We start from the raw sequence: 18,901 nt of genomic DNA, 5'->3' as shown, positions 1-18,901 counted from the left end.
CGCCGGACCGCTCGCGGTGCCGCCGCCGTTCCCGACGCGACGACAGGGACGCTCCGCGCCCCCGCGCCAGGGTTTACTTCTTGCCCTGTTCCTTCTTGATGGCGATCTCGTCGGCCTCGTCGTACGAGCGGTTGCCGCACTTGAGCTTCCACTCGTTGCGCTTCTCGTTCAGTTCCTCGACGGCCTCGTTGAAGTCGTCGGCGACCTTCTGGTGCGCCTCGACGCGGGCGTTGAAGGACTTGTTCAGTTCGACGCGGTCGTTGCGCGCCTTGTTGAAGGCGTCGATCTTGGGCTGCAGCGCGTTGGCGCGGGCCTGGTACTCCTCCTGCTTGGCCTTCAGGTCGGCCTTCTCCATCTTGGCGGCGCCCGCCTCGATCTCGGCGCCGAAGGCCTTCACCGATTCGATCTCGGCCTTCAGGGCCGTGCCCTGCGCCTGCAGGTCGGATTCGGACTTGTCGGACTCGGCCTTGGCGGCCTTGAGCTCGTCGCGCTCCTTCAGGACCGTGGCCTTCCTCTTGTCGAGCTCGGCGGAGGTGGCGTCGTTCTGATCGTTGGAGGCCATGCAGGCGCGCAGCTCGTCGCGCGTCATCAGCTTGCCCTTGCCGCCCTTGGCCGGCGCGGCGGTCTGCGCCGCCGGCTTCGCGGCGGGCTTGGCGTTGCCGGTATTGGTCTGGGCGACGGCCAGGCCGCAGGCCAGCAGCGTGGCCACGGCGAGGGAGGTGCGAAGAGTGTTCATGTCGTCTCTCAGTTCATTGCGCCGGGTGGGCGCTGTCTCGTCGGTGCGGCCCGGGCCGGGCCGCCGTGCGGGTCGGGATGATGCCACGACCGGGATAATGCGCCGCTTCAGATCGTTTCCGGCCCGGGTGCAGCCCGCACGCGGCCCGTCCACTCCGCACCGACCGCCGCCAGGCGGCATACCGACCATGGCGCTCAAGGCCACCATCCACAAAGCCCAGCTGCAACTCTCCGACATGGACCGCCATGTCTACGGCGACCACGCCCTCACCGTGGCCCGCCATCCGTCCGAGACCGACGAACGCATGATGCTGCGCATCCTGGCCTTCGCGCTGAACGTGCCGGCCGACGACCTGCGCGGCCGTCTCGAATTCAGCAAGGGCCTGTCCGACGTCGACGAGCCGCCGCTGTGGCAGCTCGACCTGACCGGCGAGGTGGTGCACTGGATCGAGCTGGGCCAGCCCGACGAGCGCCGCCTGCGCCAGGCCCACGGCCGGGCCGAGCGCGTCACCGTGATCAGCTACGCGTCCAGCACGCCGGTGTGGTGGAGCGGCATCCAGAACAAACTGCAACGCACGCCGAAGCTGGCGGTGTGGCAGATTCCGGCGGAGCAGTCCCAGGCGCTGGCCGCGCTGGCCGAACGCGGCATGCAGTGGCAGGTCAGCATCCAGGACGGGACGGCGTACGTCAGCACCGAGAAGGGCGCTGTGGAGATCACGCCACTGTTGCTGAAGGAACGCGAGGCCTGACCCGTGGGGTAAGGTGAGCGTCCTTGATCAGGAGACCGTCGTGCCGCAATCCGTGTCATCCGCTTCCACCGAGTCCAACGCCGCCGCGGACGATCCGTTCCTGTGGCTCGAGGCGCTCGACGGCGCCGAGGGCGAGCGCGCGCTGCAATGGGTGCGCGAGCGCAACGGCGAGACGCTGGCCGCGCTGCAGGCCGAGCCCGAGTTCGAGCCGCTGCGCGAGGAGCTGCTGCAGATCCTCAACGCGCGTGACCGCATTCCGCATGTCGCGCGGCGCGGCGACTGGTTCTACAACCTCTGGCAGGACGAGGCCCATCCGCGCGGCCTGTGGCGGCGCTGCACGCTCGAGGAGTACCAGCTCGCCGAGCCGCCCTGGCGCCTGGTGCTGGACCTGGACGCGCTGGGCCGCGACGAGGGCCGCAGCTGGGTCTTCCACGGCGCGACCTCGCTGGCGCCCGAGTACCGGCGCTGCCTGGTCTCGCTGTCCGACGGCGGCGCCGACGCGCACGAGCTGCGCGAGTTCGACCTCGAGACCCTGCGCTTCATCGCGCCCGCCGACGGCGGCTTCTTCGTGCCCGAGGCCAAGAGCGACGTCGAGTGGCTGGACGCGGACACGCTGCTGGTGGGAAGCGACTTCGGGCCGGACTCGCTGACGGCGTCGGGCTATCCGCGCCAGATCCGGCGCTGGACGCGCGGCACGCCGCTCGAGGCGGCGCCGGTGATCTTCGAGGGCGAGCGCGAGGACGTCTCGGTGATGGTGTCGGTGGACCGCACGCCGGGCCACGAGCGCGTCGTGTTCAGCCGCGAACTGGACTTCTACAACCAGCGCCGCTTCCTGTGGAAGGACGGCGAGTTCGTCCTGATCGACCTGCCCTCCGACATGAGCGTGCACCTGGAGGGCCCGTGGATGCTGCTGCGTCCGCGCACCGACTGGCACCTCCCGCACGGGCCGACCTATCCGTCGGGCTCGCTGCTGCTGATCGAGGAGGCGGCGTTCTGGAAGGACGAACGCCACGACAGGCATCTGCGCGTGATGTTCTCGCCGACGGCGGGCCGCTCGCTCGAGGACTACACGCTGACGCGCCACCACCTGCTGCTCAACGTCAGCGAGCATGTGGCGAGCCGGCTCGAGGAATGGGACCTGTCGCATCGCACGCCGGTGCTGCGCCAGGTGAAGGCGCCCTTCCCCGGCACGCTCAGCGTGCAGAGCCTGCATGACCCGGAGCTGCCCGAGGACGCGCTGGGCGACCGCTACCTGCTGCACTACTGCGATTTCCTGACGCCGGACATCGTGTGCCTGGCGCGGGCCGGCACCGACGCGCGCGAGACGCTCAAGCAGCGCGGCGCGCAGTTCGACGCGCACGGCATGACGGTGGAGCAGCGCTTCGCCACCAGCGCCGACGGCGAGAGCATTCCCTACTTCGTCATCGGCAAGGCCGGCCGCGGCGCGGACACGCCGACGCTGCTCTACGGATATGGCGGCTTCGAGATCTCGCTGCAGCCATGGTATTCGGGCGGCAACGGCCGGGCGTGGCTGGCGCGCGGCGGACGGCTGGTCGTGGCCAACATCCGCGGCGGCGGCGAGTACGGCCCGCGCTGGCACCAGGCGGCGACGCTGGCGCACAAGCAGCGCAGCTTCGACGACTTCATCGCGGTGGCCGAGGACCTGATCGCGCAGGGCCTGACGCAGCCGCAGCGGCTGGGCATCATGGGCGGCAGCAATGGCGGGCTGCTGGTGGGCGCCTGCATGGTGCAGCGGCCGGAGCTGTTCGGCGCGGTCGTGTGCCAGGTCCCGCTGCTGGACATGAAGCGCTATCACCTGCTGCTGGCCGGCGCCTCCTGGGTGGCCGAGTACGGCGACCCCGACGACGCGGACGACTGGGCCAGCATCGCCGCGTACAGCCCGTACCAGCGGCTGCAGCCGGGCGTGAGCTATCCGAGGGCGCTCTTCGCCACGTCGACGCGCGATGACCGCGTGCATCCGGGTCACGCGAGGAAAATGGCGGCCCGCATGCTTGCGTTGGGGCAGGCGTGCTTCTATTTCGAAAACATCGAGGGCGGCCACGGCGGCGCTGCGGACAACCGGCAGCGCGCGCTGTTGCAAGCCCTGGAGTTCAGCTACTTGTGGCGACAACTCGGCAGGGAGGCCAAGCGTGGAGACACAGTGTGAACATCGTCATCCAGCATCATCCCGACGCGAGATGCTTTCTTGCGCAGCCGCAACCCGGACTGCAATGCCGGCTCGACTATGAGCGCCACGGCGAACAGCTGATCATCACCCACACCGGCGTGCCGGCGCAGCTGCGCGGGCAGGGCCTGGCGGCCGCGCTGGTGGAGACGGCGGCGCGCTGGCTGGCGGAGTTTCCGCTGCAGCTGGTGCCGGGCTGCAGCTACGTGCGCCACTGGCTGCACCGGCATCCGCGCTGGCAGCGGCTGCAGACGCCGGCGGCGGCGCAGCGCGTGCTCAATGAATGGTTTGGTCTGCCGGGTGGTCCGCAGGACGGGCAGGTCCAGATGAAGTGGTTCCAGAAGGATGCGGCTTTCGACGCGTCGCTGCGCGAGCGTTTTGGCGCGCTGGTCGACGAGGCGCTGCGCGGCGGACTGCGCGAGTGGGACACGACGCCGTGGGGCGCGCTGGCGCGCATCGTGGTGCTGGACCAGTTCACGCGCAACATCCATCGGGACACGCCGCGGGCGTTCGCGGGTGACGCGCTGGCGCTGACGGCGGCGCTGGCGCTGCTGCCGCGCGCGCAGGACCTGGGCACGCTGGAGCGGTGGTTCGCGGCGATGCCGCTGGAGCATGCGGAGGATCTGGCGATGCAGGATCGCAGCGTGGCGGTGTTCGAGGCGCTGGCCGGGGAGGATACGCGGCTGAAGGATGCGCTCGACTACGCACGCCGCCATCGCGAGGTCATCGCGCGTTTCGGCCGTTTCCCGCACCGCAACGAGATCGTCGGCCGCACGAGCACGCCCGAGGAACTGGAGTTCCTGAAGCAGCCTGGCTCGCGCTTCTAAGGCCTCCAAGAACTCCCTCGCCCCGCTTTGCGGGGAGAGGGTGGGGGAGAGGGGTCTGCGCATCGCGGCAGCGTCCGGACACTGCGAAGCGCCCCCTCTCACCTGCCCTCTCCCCCTGTGGGGGCGAGGGAGTTGACTGCGCGGGGTGGTGCGCCTGACGTCAGTTCGCTTCCTGTTCCTGGAGCAGCCGCCACATGACCTTCCCCGAGCCTGACTTGGGCAGGCTGTCGACGAACTGCACCAGGCGCGGTGCCTTGTAGGCGGCCATGTGCTCGTGGGCCCAGTCGATGATGTCCTTGTCGGTGGTCGTGCCCTTGGCGTCGGCGCGCAGCACGACGATGGCCTTGACGGTCTCGCCGCGGTACGCGTCCTTGGCCGCGATGACGCAGGCCTCCTGCACGGCCGGATGCCGGTACAGCAGCATCTCCACCTCGGAGGGCCAGACCTTGTAGCCGCTCGCGTTGATCATCCGCTTGAGCCGGTCGGTGATGAAGAAATAGCCTTCCTCATCCATGCGCCCGAGGTCGCCGGTGCGGAAGAAGCGTCGGCCGTCGAGCTCGACGAAGGCGGCGTCGGTGGCTTCCGGCTGACGCCAATAGCCCTGGAACACCATGGGTCCGTGGGTGATGATTTCGCCGACGTCGCCGACGGGCAGTTCCTCGAGCGTGGTCGGATCCACGATGCGCGCGTCCACGCCGAAGATCGGGATGCCCAGGCATTGCAGCTTGGCCCGCTCGGGCGGGTTGCCGTGGCTGGGGGCGGCGGTCTCGGTCAGGCCGTAGCCTTCGGCGAAGGTCAGGCCGAATTCCTGCTGCAGCCGCTCGGCCACCGCCTTGGGCATGGCCGCGCCGCCGCCGCTCAGGTAGCGCAGGCTGCGCAGGTCGAAGCTGCGGTAGTTGGGGCTGGCGAACAGGTCGATGATCATCGTCGGGATGCAGGTCCAGTGCGTGACCTGGTGGCGCGAGATCAGGCGCCCGCAGAGTTCGCGGTCCCAGCGCGGCATGATCACCAGCGTCATGCCGATGAACACGGGGCCCAGCACCCCATAGAGCGTGCCGGTGATGTGGAACATCGGCACCACCGCGAGGCCGACGGCCTCCGCGCTCGCGTAGCCCCACTGGCAGCCGCCGCAGCTGTTGGCCATCAGCGTCGCGTTGGTGTGCATGCAGCCCTTGGGCAGGCCGGTGGTGCCCGAGGTGTAGGGCAGCATCGCCAGGTCGTCCGGCCCGGCCGTGTGCGGGCCGGGGGCGTGGCCGGCGGCGATCGCCTCACGCCAGTCGGTCGCGCCGGGCGGCAGTTCATGCACGGCGGTCAGCCAGGCGCGCATCGCCTCGGGCGCGTCGCAGGCCGGATCGGGGCCGGCGGGCGGCAGCATCTGCCAGTACTGGGTCACCAGCAGCGCGCGCGGCCGCTGCGCCTCGGGCAGCCTGGCCGCGGCCTTCGCCACGATGCCGGCCAGCTCGCCGCTGCAGATCACGGCCTTGGTTTCGGGGTCGGTCAGGTAATGGCCGAACTCGTCCTCGCGGTTCATCGGATTGACCGGCACCACCACCGCGTCGGCGCGGTTGATCGCATAGAAGGCGATCAGGTACTGCGGGCAGTTCTGCATGAACAGCGCCACCCGGTCCCCCTTGCCCACGCCATGCGCCCGCAGCCAGCCGGCGAGCGCCTCGGCCTGCCGGCGCATCTCGCGGTAGGTCAGCGTCGCGCCGAGGAACTGCGTGGCCGCCTTGTCCGGATAGCGCGAGGCCGAGACCTCCAGGTTGAACCACAGCGACGTGCGCGGGATCGACAGCTGCCGCGGCAGCCGCGCCGGCCAATGGCTGTACTGCACGCCGGCGTTCTCCGGACGGGGGGTGACCACGCGCGTCATCGGTGCTGTCTCCTGTCGCTGTTATCCGATCGATCTTCTGCCCACCCGGCCGGGCCGCCTGTCTCCATCGGGACAAGCCTCGCGCGCGCCGCCGCCGCGCGGTGTGGCGCAAACCAGACTCGCCCCCGCCATTGGGGTGGTTCCGGACATGCTGGCCCTCCCCTCCCCGCGTAGCATGCGGGCTTTCACCAATGCGCCGCGGGCGCGGCTCCCTCGAAAGGAGGCGGCGCGCGGCCGGGCCGTTCCCCTGTCCTTCATGCCGACCGCGCGCCGTACCGCCCTCCAGGGCCTGCTGACCTGTCTCCTGTCGATCGGACCGGCCCTGGCCACCCCCGCCTGGGCGATGCCCGCCGACGCGCCGCTGGACACGCCGGCCGGCCCCGTGGTGCTGACCCTCGGCGGCGCGCTGCGCAACGCCAACCGCGACGGACGCGCCACCTTCGACATGGCGATGCTCGAGAAGCTCCCGCAGGTCAGCTTCAGCACGCAGACGCCCTGGTACCCGCGGCCGCGCAAGTTCACCGGCCCGCTGCTGCGCGACGTCCTCGCCGCGGCGGGCGCGCAGGGCCGCAGCATCGAGGCCCGCGCGCTCAACGACTACCGCGTCTCGCTGCCGGTCGAGGACAGCCGGCGCTACGACGTCATCGTCGCGCGCCTGCTCGACGACAAGCCGATGGCGGTGCGCGACAAGGGCCCGCTGTTCCTGATCTATCCGTTCGACCGCGCGCCCGAGCTGCGCAACAGCGTCTACTACGGCCGCTCCGCGTGGCAGCTGACCCATCTGGAGCTGCGCTGACCATGACGCGCGACGCCGACCGTCTCGTCGCCGCCCGGCAGCGCCGCTGGCGCGTCGCGGTGACCGCCATGGGACTGCTGCTGGTGGTCGCGCTCGCCGGCGTGGCCTGGCTGCAGGCGCGGCAGTACGAGGCGCTCAACGGCACGCGGCGCTACCAGGACGACTACCTCGTCTGGAGCCTGTTCCAGTTCGAGACCGAGTACCTGAAGCTGCGCCTGGCGCTCGAGCAGGCTGCGGGGCCGAGCGTCGCCGTCGATCCGGACCAGGTCGCGCAGCGCTACGAGATCTTCGTCAGCCGGCTCAACCTGGTGGAGAGCGAGCACGCGGCGCAGGTGCTCGCGCACCATCCCGACTACCAGCGCACGGTGGCGCGCGCGCAGGAGTTCGTGCGCTGGGCCGATGCGCTGCCGCTCAATGGCGCGCTGATCCGCGAGCATCCCGAGCGGGTGCGCGAGGTCGCCGAGCGGCTCGAGCCGCTGGCCGATCCGATCCGCGAGCTGTCGCTGACCTCCACGCACCACGTCGCCGAGGACGTCACCCAGCGCAACGAGATCATCCGCCGCCAGAGCCGCGTGAGCCTGGGCCTGACGGCGGCGCTGTCGGCGATGACGCTGCTGTTCGCGGCCGTCATCTACCGGCAGTTCCGCGGGCTCGAGCGCTATGGCGACAAGCAGAAGGCGCTGGCCGCGCGGCTCAACGACGCGCAGCGCGAGGCCGACGCGGCGAACCGCGCCAAGACGGTGTTCCTGGCCAACATGAGCCACGAGCTGCGCACGCCGCTGCAGGGACTGCTCGGCATGCTGGGGCTGATCAGGGAGGCGCCGCTGACCCCCGCGCAGCAGGACCAGCTCAAGGCGGCCAACGACTGCGCGCGGCACCTGCTCGCGGTGCTGGGCGACATCCTGGACGTGACGCGGATGGAGGCCGGCGGCCTGTCGATCGCGCCGGAGCCGCTGCAGCTGGGCGCGCTGATGAAGGAACTCGAGGCGCTGAGCCGCCCGCAGGCCTCGGCGAAGCGGCTGATGCTGCAGTTCGGCATCGAGGACGACGTGCCCGGCTGGGTCCTGGCCGATCCGACGCGGCTGCGGCAGATCCTGCTCAACCTGCTCAGCAACGCGCTGAAGTTCTGCGACCGCGGCCAGGTCGGCTGCCAGCTGCGGCGCGGCATCGGCGCGCTGGGCGAGGACCTGCTGATGTTCGAGGTCAGCGACACCGGCCCCGGCATCGACGCCCAGACGCAGGCGCGGCTGTTCCAGCGCTTCAGCCAGGGCGACGCCAGCACCTCGCGGCGCCATGGCGGCGCGGGGCTGGGGCTGGAGATCTCGCGGCGGCTCGCGCGGGCGATGGGCGGCGACATCCACGTGCAGAGCGCGCCCGGCCAGGGCGCCCGCTTCACGCTGACGCTGCCGCTGCGCGCCGGCGTGGATCTGCCGGCGAGCCGGATGGGCGTGCCGCCCGGTCCGGCGCCGCATGAACAGGCCGGGCAGGCCGGGCCGGCCGGGCCGGTGGACGCGCCGGGCCCGGCCGCCAGCCTGCGCGTGCTGGTCAGCGAGGACAACCCGACCAACCGCATCGTCATCGAGGCGATGCTGCAGCGGCTCGGCCATCAGCCCACGCTGTGCGAGAACGGCCTGCAGGCGCTGCACGCGCTGCGGCAGCAGCCCTTCGACGCGGTGCTGATGGATCTGCACACGCCGCAGATGGACGGCTTCGAGGCGACGCGGCTGATGCGCGAGCTGCCGCCGCCGCGCGGGCGGCTGCCGATCATCGCGTTGTCGGCCGACGCCTTCGAGGAGTCGCGCCAGAAGGCCGACGAGGCCGGCATCAGCGCCTTCCTGTCCAAGCCGGTCGAGCTCGAGACGCTGCGCGCCTGCCTGCAGACGCTGGCGCCCTCGCGCGCGCGGCCCGAGGCGGCCTGATCTGCGCTTAAAGTGGCTCTCCGCAACGCAGAGCCCTGATCCATGTACCTGTCCCGCATCGCGCTGACCAATGTGCGCTCGATGGAGTCGCTGGCGATCGACTTCGGCGGCGGTCCGGACGCGCCCCCCGGCACGAACCGGCGCTGGACGCTGCTGCTCGGCGAGAACGGCTGCGGCAAGAGCACGGTGCTGCGCGCGATCGGCCTGCTGCTGGCCGGCAGCGAGGCACTGCCCGAGCTGCTGGGCGACGTCGACGCCTGGATCCGCAACGGCACGCGCCAGTGCCGCATCGCGGGCACCCTCGTCACCGCCAAGGGCGAGCCGCGCGAGATCGCGCTCGAGCTGCATCGCGGCGATGGCCTGCGCGAGCTCTTCGAGCGCAACGCGCAATCGCTGGAAGCGCTGGACGCGGCCATCCGGCATGCCGACCGCAACTACTTCGTGCTGGGCTACGGCGTGTCGCGCCGCCCGCCCGAGAGCGGCAAGCGGCTGAGCGGACCGCTCGACGATTCGGCGCGGTCGTCCCGGGCGCGCGCGCTGGCATCGATGTTCTCGCCGGACGCGTCGCTGGTGTCGCTGCAGCGCTGGGCCATGGACCTCGACTACCGCCGCGGCGAGGCGGCGCTCGCGCCGATCCGCGCCGCGCTCAACCAGCTGATGCGCCGGCATGAATTTCTCGCGCATCGACAAGGAGTCGGGTCAGCTGATGTTCCGGACCATCGATGGCGAGGTGCCGTTGAACCAGCTCTCCGACGGCTACCAGAACATGGCGGCCTGGTGCGGCGACCTGCTGTACCGCATCACCGAAGCCTTCCCCGATCGCAAGGATCCGCTGGCCACGCGCGGCGTGCTGCTGATCGACGAGCTCGATCTGCACCTGCATCCGGTGTGGCGCCGGCAGCTGGTGGACTTCCTGTCGGCGCTGCTGCCGCATTTCCAGTTCATCGCGACGACGCATTCGGCGCTGACCGCGCAGCAGAGCGGCGAAGGCGAGCTCTTCGTCATCCGGCGCGAGGGCGCGAAACAGCGGCCGGTGCTGGTGCCCTTCGTCGGCGAGCCGCGGCTGATGCAGCTGCACCAGTTGCTGATGAGCCCGATGTTCGGGCTGGAATCGACGGACTCCGTCGCGGTGGAGAAGGCGCGCGACACGGCACGCAAGCTGCACACGAAGACCGCCGCGCGAGGCAAGGCGCTGACGCCGCGCGAGCGCACGCAACTCGCGCGCAGCGCCGAAGTGCTGAGCGCCGCGCCCGAGTGGGACGCGGTGCCCGACTACGCGCGCCAGCAGAACGCCCTGCTGAAGGAGCTGAAGGCGACGATCGCCAAGCAGGCGGCGGGCGGCGCCGCGAGGAATGAGGTCCCGGCGGCGGCCTCGGCGAAGAAGACGGTGGCGCGAAAGGGCGTCGCGAAGGCGGCGCCCGCGCTGTCGCCCACCAAGCTGAGGGCCGCGGTCAAGCGCGTGGAGAAGTCCAAGTGATCCGGCTGCGCAGGCGACGCGACGCCGCGAGCCTGGGCGCGTTCACCGGCGCGAAGCTGCAGCAGAAGCTGCTCAGGCTCGAGGGCTACTTCTACGACGACGGCCGCGCCGTCGACTTCCGTCCGAAGGCGCGCCAGGTCTGGTCCGCCGCCAAGCCGGCGCTCAAGCGCGAGACCGGCGGCAAGTGCGCCTACTGCGAGGCCGACACGGCCGTCGTGGCGCATGGCGACGTCGAGCATTTCCGCCCCAAGGTGCCGTACTGGTGGCTGGCCTACTGCGTCGACAACTTCACCTTCAGCTGCCAGGTCTGCAACCAGATCCACAAGGGCAACCGCTTCCCGGTCACCGGCGCGCGGCTGAAGCCGCCGCGCATGCCCGCCGCGCGGCCGGCCGATGCGGCCAGGGCGTTGGCGCTCGCGCAGCGCTTCTGCCCCGATCCCGCGTCCGCGACCGACGCCGCGCTCAGGCGGTTCTTCGCCGGCGAGGACGCGCATCTGCCCGACCCGTACCTCGACGATCCGGAGAAGCTGTTCTCGTGGCAGGCGATCGACGCGACGCGAGAGGTCTGGCTGGTCGCGCGCGGCCGCTCCGCGAGGGCCAAGGCGGCAGCCAAGGCCGCCGGGGAGGTGCTCGGCCTGAACCGCTCGGAACTGCTGCGGCTGCGCTACCAGCGCTACGAGTTCCTCTACACCGCGGCGCTGGCGTTCCAGGAGATGGATCACGATTCGCCGAACGCGCCGAAGGTGCTCGCGCGGCTGCGCCGCCAAGCCGATGACCACCAGCCGTTCGCGGCGATGTCACGGCACTTCCTGCGGACGTGGGGATTGCTGCCGGTCTGAGGGCGGGCGCCCGCGCCGGCGCCGATCAGACGACGACCGGCTCCGGCTCCAGCCGGATGCCGAAGCGGCCGTAGACGCTCTCCTGGATCGCCCGCGCCAGCGTGACGACCTCGGCGCCGCGGGCCTCGCCGCGGTTCACCAGCACCAGCGCCTGCTTCTCGTAGACCGCCGCGCCGCCCACGCTCTTGCCCTTCCACCCGCAGGCATCGATCAGCCAGCCCGCGGCCAGCTTGAAGCTGCCATCGGGCATCGGGTAATGCACGATGTGCGGATCGCGCGTGATGATGTCGCGGCACTGCTCCGCGCTCACCACCGGGTTCTTGAAGAAGCTGCCCGCGTTGCCGATGCGCGCCGGATCCGGCAGCTTCGCGCGCCGGATCTCGCAGATCCAGTCGAAGACCTGCCGCGCATCGGGCGCGTGGATGCCGGTCTCGCTCATCTTGCGTTCGATGTCCAGATAGCCGAGCTGGGGCTGCCACGGCTTCGGACAGCGCAGACGCACCCGCGTGATCACGCTCTTGCCCGCCAGTCCGCCGTAGCCGGTCTGCTTGAACACGCTGTCGCGGTAGCCGAAACCGCACACCGCCGCCGGCAGCGTCACGCGCCGGCCGGTCGTCAGGTCGACCACGTCGACGCTCTCCAGCCGGTCCTTCAGTTCGATGCCATAAGCGCCGATGTTCTGCACCGGCGCTGCTCCCACGGTGCCGGGGATCAACGCCATGTTCTCCAGCCCCGGCACGCCCTGCGCCAGCGACCAGGCCACCGCCTCGTGCCACGGCACGCCGGCGCCGGCCTCGACGATCCAGCAGTCGTCACGTTCCTCGACGCGCAGGCCAGGGATCTCCATCTTCAGCACCACCGCGTCCACATCCTTCGTCAGGACGAGGTTCGAACCGCCGCCAAGCACGAACTTCGGCGCGCGGCCCAGTTCGGGGTGATCGACGACGCGGCGCACGTCCAGCTCCTCGCGGATGCGCACCAGGCGGCGCGCGGTCGCGGGCAGGCCGAAGGTGTTGTAGGCCTTGAGATTGACGTCGGTCTCGATGACGACGCCCTCGCGGCGCTCGGTCGAGGGGGGATTGGGGGGAGACTGCATGGCTAGAATTCTCGCCCATATCCCCCGAGGGCCGGTCCCGGCCCTCGCCCCACAGAAAGAGTTCCCCCATGCCCAGCTTTGACACCGTCCTCGAACCCGACATGGTGAAGGTCCGCAACAGCGTGGACGCCAGCGCCAAGGAAATCACCACCCGCTTCGACTTCAAGGGCACCAGCGCCTCGATCGAGTGGAAGGACAAGGAAAAGGAGATCCACGCCACCGGCGACGCCGAGTTCCAGCTCGAACAGATCGAGGGCGTGCTCTACGCCAAGCTGACCAAGCAGGGCGTGGTGCTGGGCTTCGTCGACAAGCAGGACAAGATCGAGAAGCTGGGCGGCGACCGCGTCAAGCAGGTCTACAAGATCAAGAACGGCCTGGAGGCCGCCGAGGCCAAGAAGGTCGTCGCCGCGATCAAGGAGAGCAAGCTCAAGGTGCAGGCCCAGATCGAAGGCGACACCGTGCGCATCACCGGCAAGTCGCTGGACGACCTGCAGGCCGCCCAGGCCGTGCTGCGCAAGGAGCTGTCCGACCTGCCGCTGAGCTTCGACAACTACCGCAAGTGAGCGCCGCGCGATGAGCTCACCCGGCTGGCGCGCCTGCGCCGCCGCGGCGCTGTTGACGCTGTGCGCGTCGGCGGCGCACGCGGACAGCGCCAAGGCGGCGCGCTTCTACGAGGACGCGCTGCAGCGCTTCGAGCGTCAGGACATCGATGGCGCCGTCATCCAGCTGAAGAATGCGCTGCAGCAGGACAAGCGCCTGCTGGCCGTGCATGTGCTGCTGGGCAAGGCGCTGCTGATGCGCAGCGAGGCCGCGGCCGCCGAGATCGAGTTCACCGAAGCCCTCTCGCAGGGCATCAACCGCGCCGAGGTCGCCGTGCCGCTGGCGCAGGCGCTGGTCGCGCAGGGCAAGCAGGCCGAGGTGTTCAAGCTGCCGGCGCTGGTGCCGGACGGACTGCCGGACAACATCCGCAAGCCGCTGCTGCTGGTGCGCGCCGCCGCATCGTCGGACCTGGGCGATCCGGTCCGCGCGCAGCAGCAGATCGAGCTCGCCCGCGCGATCCCGCCCGACAACGCCGACACCTACCTGGCCGAAGTCCCGCTGCGCCTGCGCGCGCGGCAGTTCGACCAGGCCTGGGCCGCCGCCGACAAGGCGCTGCTGCTGGCGCCGAACAACGGCGAGGCGCTCTATCAGCGGGCCTCGGTGCCCCATGTGCAGGGGAGCCTCGAGGAGGCGCTCAAGGGCTACGAGCGCGCGATCGCCGCCGATCCCCGGCATGTCGAGGCGCAGCTCGCGCGCGGCGGCCTGCTGATCGACCTGAACCGCGATGCCGATGCGCAGGCGCAGGTCCAGTCGCTGCTCAAGCTGGCGCCGAGCGAGCCGCGCGTGCTCTACCTGAGCGCCGTGCTGGCCGAACGGCGCGGCGATGCCGCCGCGGCCAAGGCCGCGCTCAAGGCGATCAGCGCCGAGCTGGATCCGGTGCCCATCGAGTTCATCCGCTACCGTCCGCAGGCGCTGATGCTCAACGGCCTGGCGCATTTCGGGCTGGGCGAGATGGAGAAAGCCAAGCCCTACCTCGAGTACGCCCAGCGCCAGACGCCAAACAGTCCGCTGTCCAAGCTGCTCGCGCAGGTCTATGTCGCCGAGCCGAATCTGGATCGCGCCTCCGACGTGCTCGAGTCCTACCTCAAGGCCTATCCGGGCGACGGACAGGCGCTGGTGATGATGGCCTCGCTGCAGATGGCGCAGGGCCGCCACGCGCGCGCCGCCACGCTGATGCAGGAGGCGCTCAAGGCCAAGGACGCGCCCGAGTTCCGCACCGCGCTGGGCTTGTCGCTGCTGCGCGGCGGCCAGGCGGGCGACGCGGTCGGCGAGCTCGAGAAGGCCTTCCAGCGCGACCCGCGCCAGACCTACGCCGGCATGGCGCTGGTCACGCTCTACCTGCGCGGCGGTCAAGCGGCCAAGGCGGTCGCGATCGCGGACAAGCTGGTCAGGCAGGAGCCGGCCAATCCGTCCGCGTGGATGCAGCTCGGCATCGCGCGGCGCGGCGCCGGCAACCTCGCCGGCGCGCGCGAGGCCTATCAGAAGGCCAGCCAGCTCGATCCCGGCCTGAGCGAAGCCCAGCTCGGCCTGGCGCGGATCGACATCGCGCAGCGCCAGTTCGACGCCGCGCAGGCACGGCTGGCTGCGATGCTCAAGGCCGACGAGAAGAACCCCGACACGCTCTATGAGATGGCGCTGCTCAGCGAGGCGCGCGGCCAGACCGCGGACGTGCTGCGCTGGCTCTCCAAGGCGGCGGACGTCAGCAGCTCCCGCAACACGCGCGCGGATCAGGCGCTGGTGGCCTGGCTGCTGAGGCAGGAACAGCCCGGCCCCGCGCTCGAGGCGGCCAGGCGGCTGCTCGGCAAGGCGCCGGACGATCCCCAGACGCTGATCACGCTGGCCCGCGCGCAGCTCGCCAACCGCGACTTCAACGGCGCCAAGGCCACGCTGACCAACGCGGCGCGGCGCTCCGGTTTCGGTGCCGATCCGCTCACTCAGATCGCCGGGCTGCAGCTCGACGCGCGCGATCTGGCCGGCGCCGCCTACAGCCTGGACAAGGCGCTGCAGACGGCACCGCAGCACGTGGGCGCGCTGGCGCTGGCGTCGACGGTGGCGCTACAGCAGGGCAATCTCGCGCTGGCCGAGAAGCAGGCCCGCCAGGTCATCCAGCTGCGGCCCCAGGCGGCGCTGGGCTACACCTTGCTGGCGGACGTCGCGCAGGCGCGCCAGCAGCCGGCGCAGGCCGTCGAGGCGCTGCGCAAGGCGCATGAGGCGCAGCCGACCAGCGGCAGCCTGCTGGCGCTGGTGCGGGCGCTGGGACGCCAGGATCCGACGGGGCGTTCGGCGCAGGAGCTGGCCGAGCGCTGGCTCAAGTCGCATCCGGGCGACGTCGCGGCCTGGAAGGCGCTGGCCGACGCGCAGGCCCGCGCCGGCAACTTCGCCGCCGCCCGCCGCGGCTATGAGGCCGCGCTCAAGCTGCGGCCCAAGGATGCCGAGGCACTCAACAACCTGGCCAACGCGATGATCCGGCAAGGCGAAGCGGCCGCGGCCGCCACGACGGCCGAGCAGGCGCTGGCGCTCGATCCGCGCAACGCCGCCATCATCGACACGGCGGGCTGGGCCCAGCACCTCGCCGGCAATGCCGACCGCGCGCTGCAGCTGCTGCGTGACGCCCGGCTGCGCGAGCCCGGCAGCCCGGACATCCGCTACCACCTCGCGGCGGCGCTGGCCAAGGCCGGCCGCAAGGGCGAGGCGCGCGAGGAGCTCGACGCGGCGCTGCGCAGCACCGGCTTCGACAGCCACAAGGAGGCGCTGGCCTTGAGCCAGAGCCTGCGCTGAGCGGGTGGAGGGAGCCCCTTCGGTGAGGGGTGTTCGGGCCTGTCGGAAGAACTTACAGTCCGCTCCCAAACCACACGCGCTTTTCACACCAAGTGCTTGAGCCGTAAGGGAATCGTGAAGCTGGCCCGGTGCTTGCAAGACGAACCCGCAATGAATCAGAGGCCCGACCGCGTCGGGGGAGCGAGGGGAACACCATGCGACAAGTTGAAAAACGCCTGATGGGACTGGCCGCCGTGGCGCTGGCCGCGATGCTGCCGATCAGCGCGCAAGCCGTCTCGACCTGGACCGCCGGCAGCTGTCTCAGCAACTGCAGCGAGACGGGCGACTCGGCCCCGAACGTCAGCTACTCCGCCTACTCGGCCTCCGTCAACACCACCAGCGCCGGCGCCTACAGCAGCACCAACGGCTTCGCGCAGAGCACGCTGCAGTACTACAGCGGCAATGGTTTCGGCGTCACCGCGCCGGTCAACGACACCGGCTCGCCGCAGCACTCGCTGGACAACTACGGCTACCAGGACCTGATCCTGCTGAAGTTCGATGACCTGGTGAACCTCACGCAGATCAACCTCGGCTGGTGGTACGGCGACGCCGACATCACGCTGCTGGCCTACACCGGTCCGACGGCCGGCGTGAACATCGCCAACACCATCGCCGGCAAGACGGCCGCGACGCTGAAGTCGGCCAACGGCTGGTCGCTGGTCAGCAGCTACGCCGACCTGCAGAACAAGAACGGCGTGGCCAACGTCAGCACCAGCATCAACTCGAGCTGGTGGATCGTCACCGCCTACAACTCGCAACTGGGCGGCAATCCCACGGGCGGCGATGGCTCCACCACCGGCCTGACCCGCGGCATCGGCACCAGCTACACCGGCTACGACTTCATCAAGCTGTTCTCCGTCTCCGGCAACAAGGCCGGCGGCGGTGGCAGCAGCGGCGGCAACGTGCCGGAACCGGCCTCGCTGGCGCTGGCCTCGCTCGCGCTGCTGGGCGTGATCGGCGTGCGCCGCCGCAAGCAGTCCCAACGCTGAGCCTCCCTGCTCCGCAAGAAGGCGGCCTGCGGCGCGGGTCGCCTTTTTTTGTCCCCTCGCAATGAAAAACGCCCGGTGCGATGCACCGGGCGTTGTCATTTCGGCCGGCTGGCCGTGATCAGCTGCGCGACGCGCGCTTGCGGTCGTTCTCGGACAGATGACGCTTGCGCAGGCGCACCGACTTCGGCGTGATCTCGACCAGTTCGTCGTCCTCGATGAACTCGACACCGTACTCGAGCGTCAGCTCGATCGGCGGCGTGATCTTGATCGCGTCTTCCTTGCCGCTGACGCGGAAGTTGGTGAGCTGCTTGGTGCGGGTCGCGTTGACGACCAGGTCGTTGTCGCGGCTGTGGATGCCGACGATCATGCCTTCGTAGACCGGGTCGTTCGGCTTCACGAACATGCGGCCGCGGTCGTCCAGCTTGCCCAGCGCGTAGGTGAAGATCTCACCCGCGTCCATCGAGATCAGCACGCCATTCTTGCGGCCGGCGATGTCGCCCTTGTGCGGCTCGTACCCGTCGAAGATGTTGGAGATCAGGCCCGAGCCGCGGGTCAGGTTCAGGAACTCGTTGGAGAAACCGATCAGGCCGCGGGCCGGGATGCGGTACTCGAGGCGGACGCGGCCGCGGCCGTCCGGTTCCATGTTGACCAGCTCGCCCTTGCGCTCGCCCAGCGCCTGCATCACGCCGCCCTGGTGGGTTTCCTCGACGTCGGCGGTGACCAGCTCGATCGGCTCGCACTTCTCGCCGTTGATCTCCTGGAACACCACGCGCGGCTTGGACACGGCCAGCTCATAGCCTTCGCGGCGCATGTTCTCCAGCAGGATGGTCAGGTGCAGTTCACCGCGGCCGGACACCTCGAAGATGCCGTCCTCGTCGGTTTCCTTCACGCGCAGCGCGACGTTGTGCTGCAACTCCTTCTGCAGGCGGTCCCAGATCTGGCGGCTGGTGACGAACTTGCCTTCACGGCCGGCCAGCGGCGAGGTGTTGACGCAGAAGTTCATCGTCAGCGTCGGCTCGTCGACCTTGAGCATCGGCAGCGGGGCCGGGTTGGACGGGCTGGTGACGGTCACGCCGATGCCGATGTCCTCGATGCCGTTGATCAGCACGATGTCGCCGGGGCCGGCTTCCGCGGCCTGCACGCGATCCAGGCCCTGGAAGGTCAGGACCTGGTTGATGCGGCCCTTGGTGACCTTGCCGTCCGGACCTTCCATCACGACCACGTCCATCGCCGGCTTGAGCGTGCCCTGGCTGATGCGGCCCACGCCGATGCGGCCGACGAAGGTCGAGAAGTCCAGCGCGGAGATCTGCAGCTGCAGCGGCGCGTCCGGATCGCCCTTCTGCGGCGGCACATGCTTGAGCACGGTGTTGAACAGCGCGGACATGTCCTCGCCCCACTTCTCGCCGGGAGCGCCCTCTTCCAGCGAGGACCAGCCGTTGATGCCCGAGGCGTACACGACCGGGAAGTCCAGCTGCTCGTCGGTGGCGCCGAGCTTGTCGAACAGGTCGAAGGCCGCGTTGATCACGGCGTCCGGCTTGGCGCCCGGCTTGTCGACCTTGTTCACGACGACGATGGGCTTGAGGCCCAGCGCCAGCGCCTTCTTGGTCACGAAGCGCGTCTGCGGCATCGGACCTTCCTGCGCGTCGATCAGCAGCACCACGCCGTCGACCATCGACAGCGCGCGCTCCACTTCGCCGCCGAAGTCCGCGTGTCCCGGGGTGTCGACGATGTTGATGTGGGTGCCTTCCCAGCTGACCGCGCAGTTCTTGGCCAGGATGGTGATGCCGCGCTCGCGTTCGATGGCGTTGTTGTCCATCACCGTGTCGACGACCTTCTCGTGCTCGGCGAAGGTGCCGCTCTGGCGAAGGAGCTGGTCCACCATGGTGGTCTTGCCATGGTCGACGTGGGCGATGATGGCGATGTTGCGGATTTGCTTGCTCATGGGGACGCTTTCGCTAAGAGGGCTTTCTAGGCTTTCTCGGGGATTCGGGAAATCGGG

15 protein-coding genes and 1 pseudogene are annotated in these 18,901 nt (G+C 70.1%); 11 read left to right on the top strand and 5 right to left on the bottom strand.

Annotated features, from left to right (window positions below; translation table 11 throughout):
• Positions 1 to 73 precede the first annotated feature (73 nt).
• Positions 74 to 736 (bottom strand): hypothetical protein, encoded by a 663-nt coding sequence (locus ACEN96_RS11570; RefSeq protein WP_495588156.1) that lies wholly within the window; start codon positions 734 to 736, stop codon positions 74 to 76.
• A gap of 187 nt (positions 737 to 923) precedes the next feature.
• Between ACEN96_RS11570 and ACEN96_RS11565 the strand changes: the two genes are divergently transcribed.
• The 3 genes from ACEN96_RS11565 to ACEN96_RS11555 are packed head-to-tail and all read left to right on the top strand — an operon-like array spanning position 924 to position 4,496.
• Complete coding sequence (locus tag ACEN96_RS11565) at positions 924 to 1,484, top strand: YaeQ family protein (protein ID WP_495588155.1); 561 nt, start codon at positions 924 to 926, stop codon at positions 1,482 to 1,484.
• A gap of 40 nt (positions 1,485 to 1,524) precedes the next feature.
• Positions 1,525 to 3,651, top strand: coding sequence for a prolyl oligopeptidase family serine peptidase (locus ACEN96_RS11560; RefSeq protein ID WP_495588154.1), 2,127 nt, complete (start codon positions 1,525 to 1,527; stop codon positions 3,649 to 3,651).
• Entirely contained in the window at positions 3,648 to 4,496 is an 849-nt protein-coding gene (locus tag ACEN96_RS11555) for a DUF924 family protein (protein ID WP_495588153.1), read from the top strand. Before ACEN96_RS11560 ends, ACEN96_RS11555 begins: the two co-directional genes overlap by 4 nt.
• A gap of 160 nt (positions 4,497 to 4,656) precedes the next feature.
• Here the strand turns inward: ACEN96_RS11555 and ACEN96_RS11550 are convergent, their stop codons facing one another.
• Positions 4,657 to 6,369 (bottom strand): long-chain fatty acid--CoA ligase, encoded by a 1,713-nt coding sequence (locus ACEN96_RS11550; protein ID WP_495588152.1) that lies wholly within the window; start codon positions 6,367 to 6,369, stop codon positions 4,657 to 4,659.
• A gap of 256 nt (positions 6,370 to 6,625) precedes the next feature.
• Here ACEN96_RS11550 and ACEN96_RS11545 point away from each other — a divergent pair, with 256 nt between their 5' ends.
• The 3 genes and pseudogenes from ACEN96_RS11545 to ACEN96_RS11535 all read left to right on the top strand — a co-directional run.
• Complete coding sequence (locus ACEN96_RS11545; RefSeq protein WP_495588151.1) at positions 6,626 to 7,165, top strand: putative pterin-binding protein; 540 nt, start codon at positions 6,626 to 6,628, stop codon at positions 7,163 to 7,165.
• 2 nt (positions 7,166 to 7,167) lie between these two features.
• Positions 7,168 to 9,084: an ATP-binding protein gene (locus tag ACEN96_RS11540; protein ID WP_495588150.1), complete on the top strand. Its 1,917-nt coding sequence runs from the start codon at positions 7,168 to 7,170 to the stop codon at positions 9,082 to 9,084.
• A 42-nt stretch (positions 9,085 to 9,126) separates the two neighbouring features.
• Positions 9,127 to 9,294: pseudogene (locus ACEN96_RS11535) on the top strand (AAA family ATPase); the annotation flags it as partial.
• Between the two features lie 239 nt (positions 9,295 to 9,533).
• Here ACEN96_RS11535 and ACEN96_RS11530 read toward each other — a convergent pair.
• Positions 9,534 to 9,677, bottom strand: a complete 144-nt coding sequence (locus ACEN96_RS11530; protein ID WP_495588149.1) for a hypothetical protein — start codon at positions 9,675 to 9,677, stop codon at positions 9,534 to 9,536.
• Positions 9,678 to 9,751: 74 nt separating this feature from the next.
• Here ACEN96_RS11530 and ACEN96_RS11525 point away from each other — a divergent pair, with 74 nt between their 5' ends.
• Positions 9,752 to 10,561, top strand: a complete 810-nt coding sequence (locus tag ACEN96_RS11525) for an AAA family ATPase (RefSeq protein WP_495588148.1) — start codon at positions 9,752 to 9,754, stop codon at positions 10,559 to 10,561.
• Positions 10,558 to 11,400: an HNH endonuclease family protein gene (locus tag ACEN96_RS11520; RefSeq protein WP_495588147.1), complete on the top strand. Its 843-nt coding sequence runs from the start codon at positions 10,558 to 10,560 to the stop codon at positions 11,398 to 11,400. The genes ACEN96_RS11525 and ACEN96_RS11520 overlap by 4 nt, the downstream gene beginning before the upstream one ends.
• 25 nt (positions 11,401 to 11,425) lie before the next feature.
• On the opposite strand, the gene murB is transcribed toward ACEN96_RS11520, so the two are convergent.
• The gene (gene murB / locus ACEN96_RS11515) at positions 11,426 to 12,496 is read right to left on the bottom strand and encodes a UDP-N-acetylmuramate dehydrogenase (RefSeq protein ID WP_495588146.1); all 1,071 of its coding nucleotides are present in this window, start codon (positions 12,494 to 12,496) and stop codon (positions 11,426 to 11,428) included.
• Positions 12,497 to 12,564: 68 nt separating this feature from the next.
• Between murB and ACEN96_RS11510 the strand changes: the two genes are divergently transcribed.
• From ACEN96_RS11510 to xdp1, 3 genes are all read left to right on the top strand, one after another.
• Positions 12,565 to 13,059, top strand: coding sequence for a YajQ family cyclic di-GMP-binding protein (locus ACEN96_RS11510; RefSeq protein WP_495588145.1), 495 nt, complete (start codon positions 12,565 to 12,567; stop codon positions 13,057 to 13,059).
• A 10-nt stretch (positions 13,060 to 13,069) separates the two neighbouring features.
• Positions 13,070 to 15,874: an XrtA/PEP-CTERM system TPR-repeat protein PrsT gene (gene prsT, locus ACEN96_RS11505; protein WP_495588144.1), complete on the top strand. Its 2,805-nt coding sequence runs from the start codon at positions 13,070 to 13,072 to the stop codon at positions 15,872 to 15,874.
• Positions 15,875 to 16,068: 194 nt separating this feature from the next.
• Positions 16,069 to 16,902 carry an exosortase-dependent surface protein XDP1 gene (gene xdp1, locus ACEN96_RS11500; RefSeq protein ID WP_495588143.1) on the top strand — a complete coding sequence of 278 codons (834 nt, stop codon included), beginning with the start codon at positions 16,069 to 16,071 and terminating at the stop codon, positions 16,900 to 16,902.
• Between the two features lie 118 nt (positions 16,903 to 17,020).
• Here the strand turns inward: xdp1 and typA are convergent, their stop codons facing one another.
• Positions 17,021 to 18,844: a translational GTPase TypA gene (typA, locus tag ACEN96_RS11495; RefSeq protein ID WP_495588142.1), complete on the bottom strand. Its 1,824-nt coding sequence runs from the start codon at positions 18,842 to 18,844 to the stop codon at positions 17,021 to 17,023.
• Positions 18,845 to 18,901 lie beyond the last annotated feature (57 nt).

Source organism: Roseateles sp. Mitsp63 (assembly GCF_059491535.1).
Note: the sequence above shows the minus strand (reverse complement) of the source record. Positions and strands in the feature narration are given on the sequence as shown.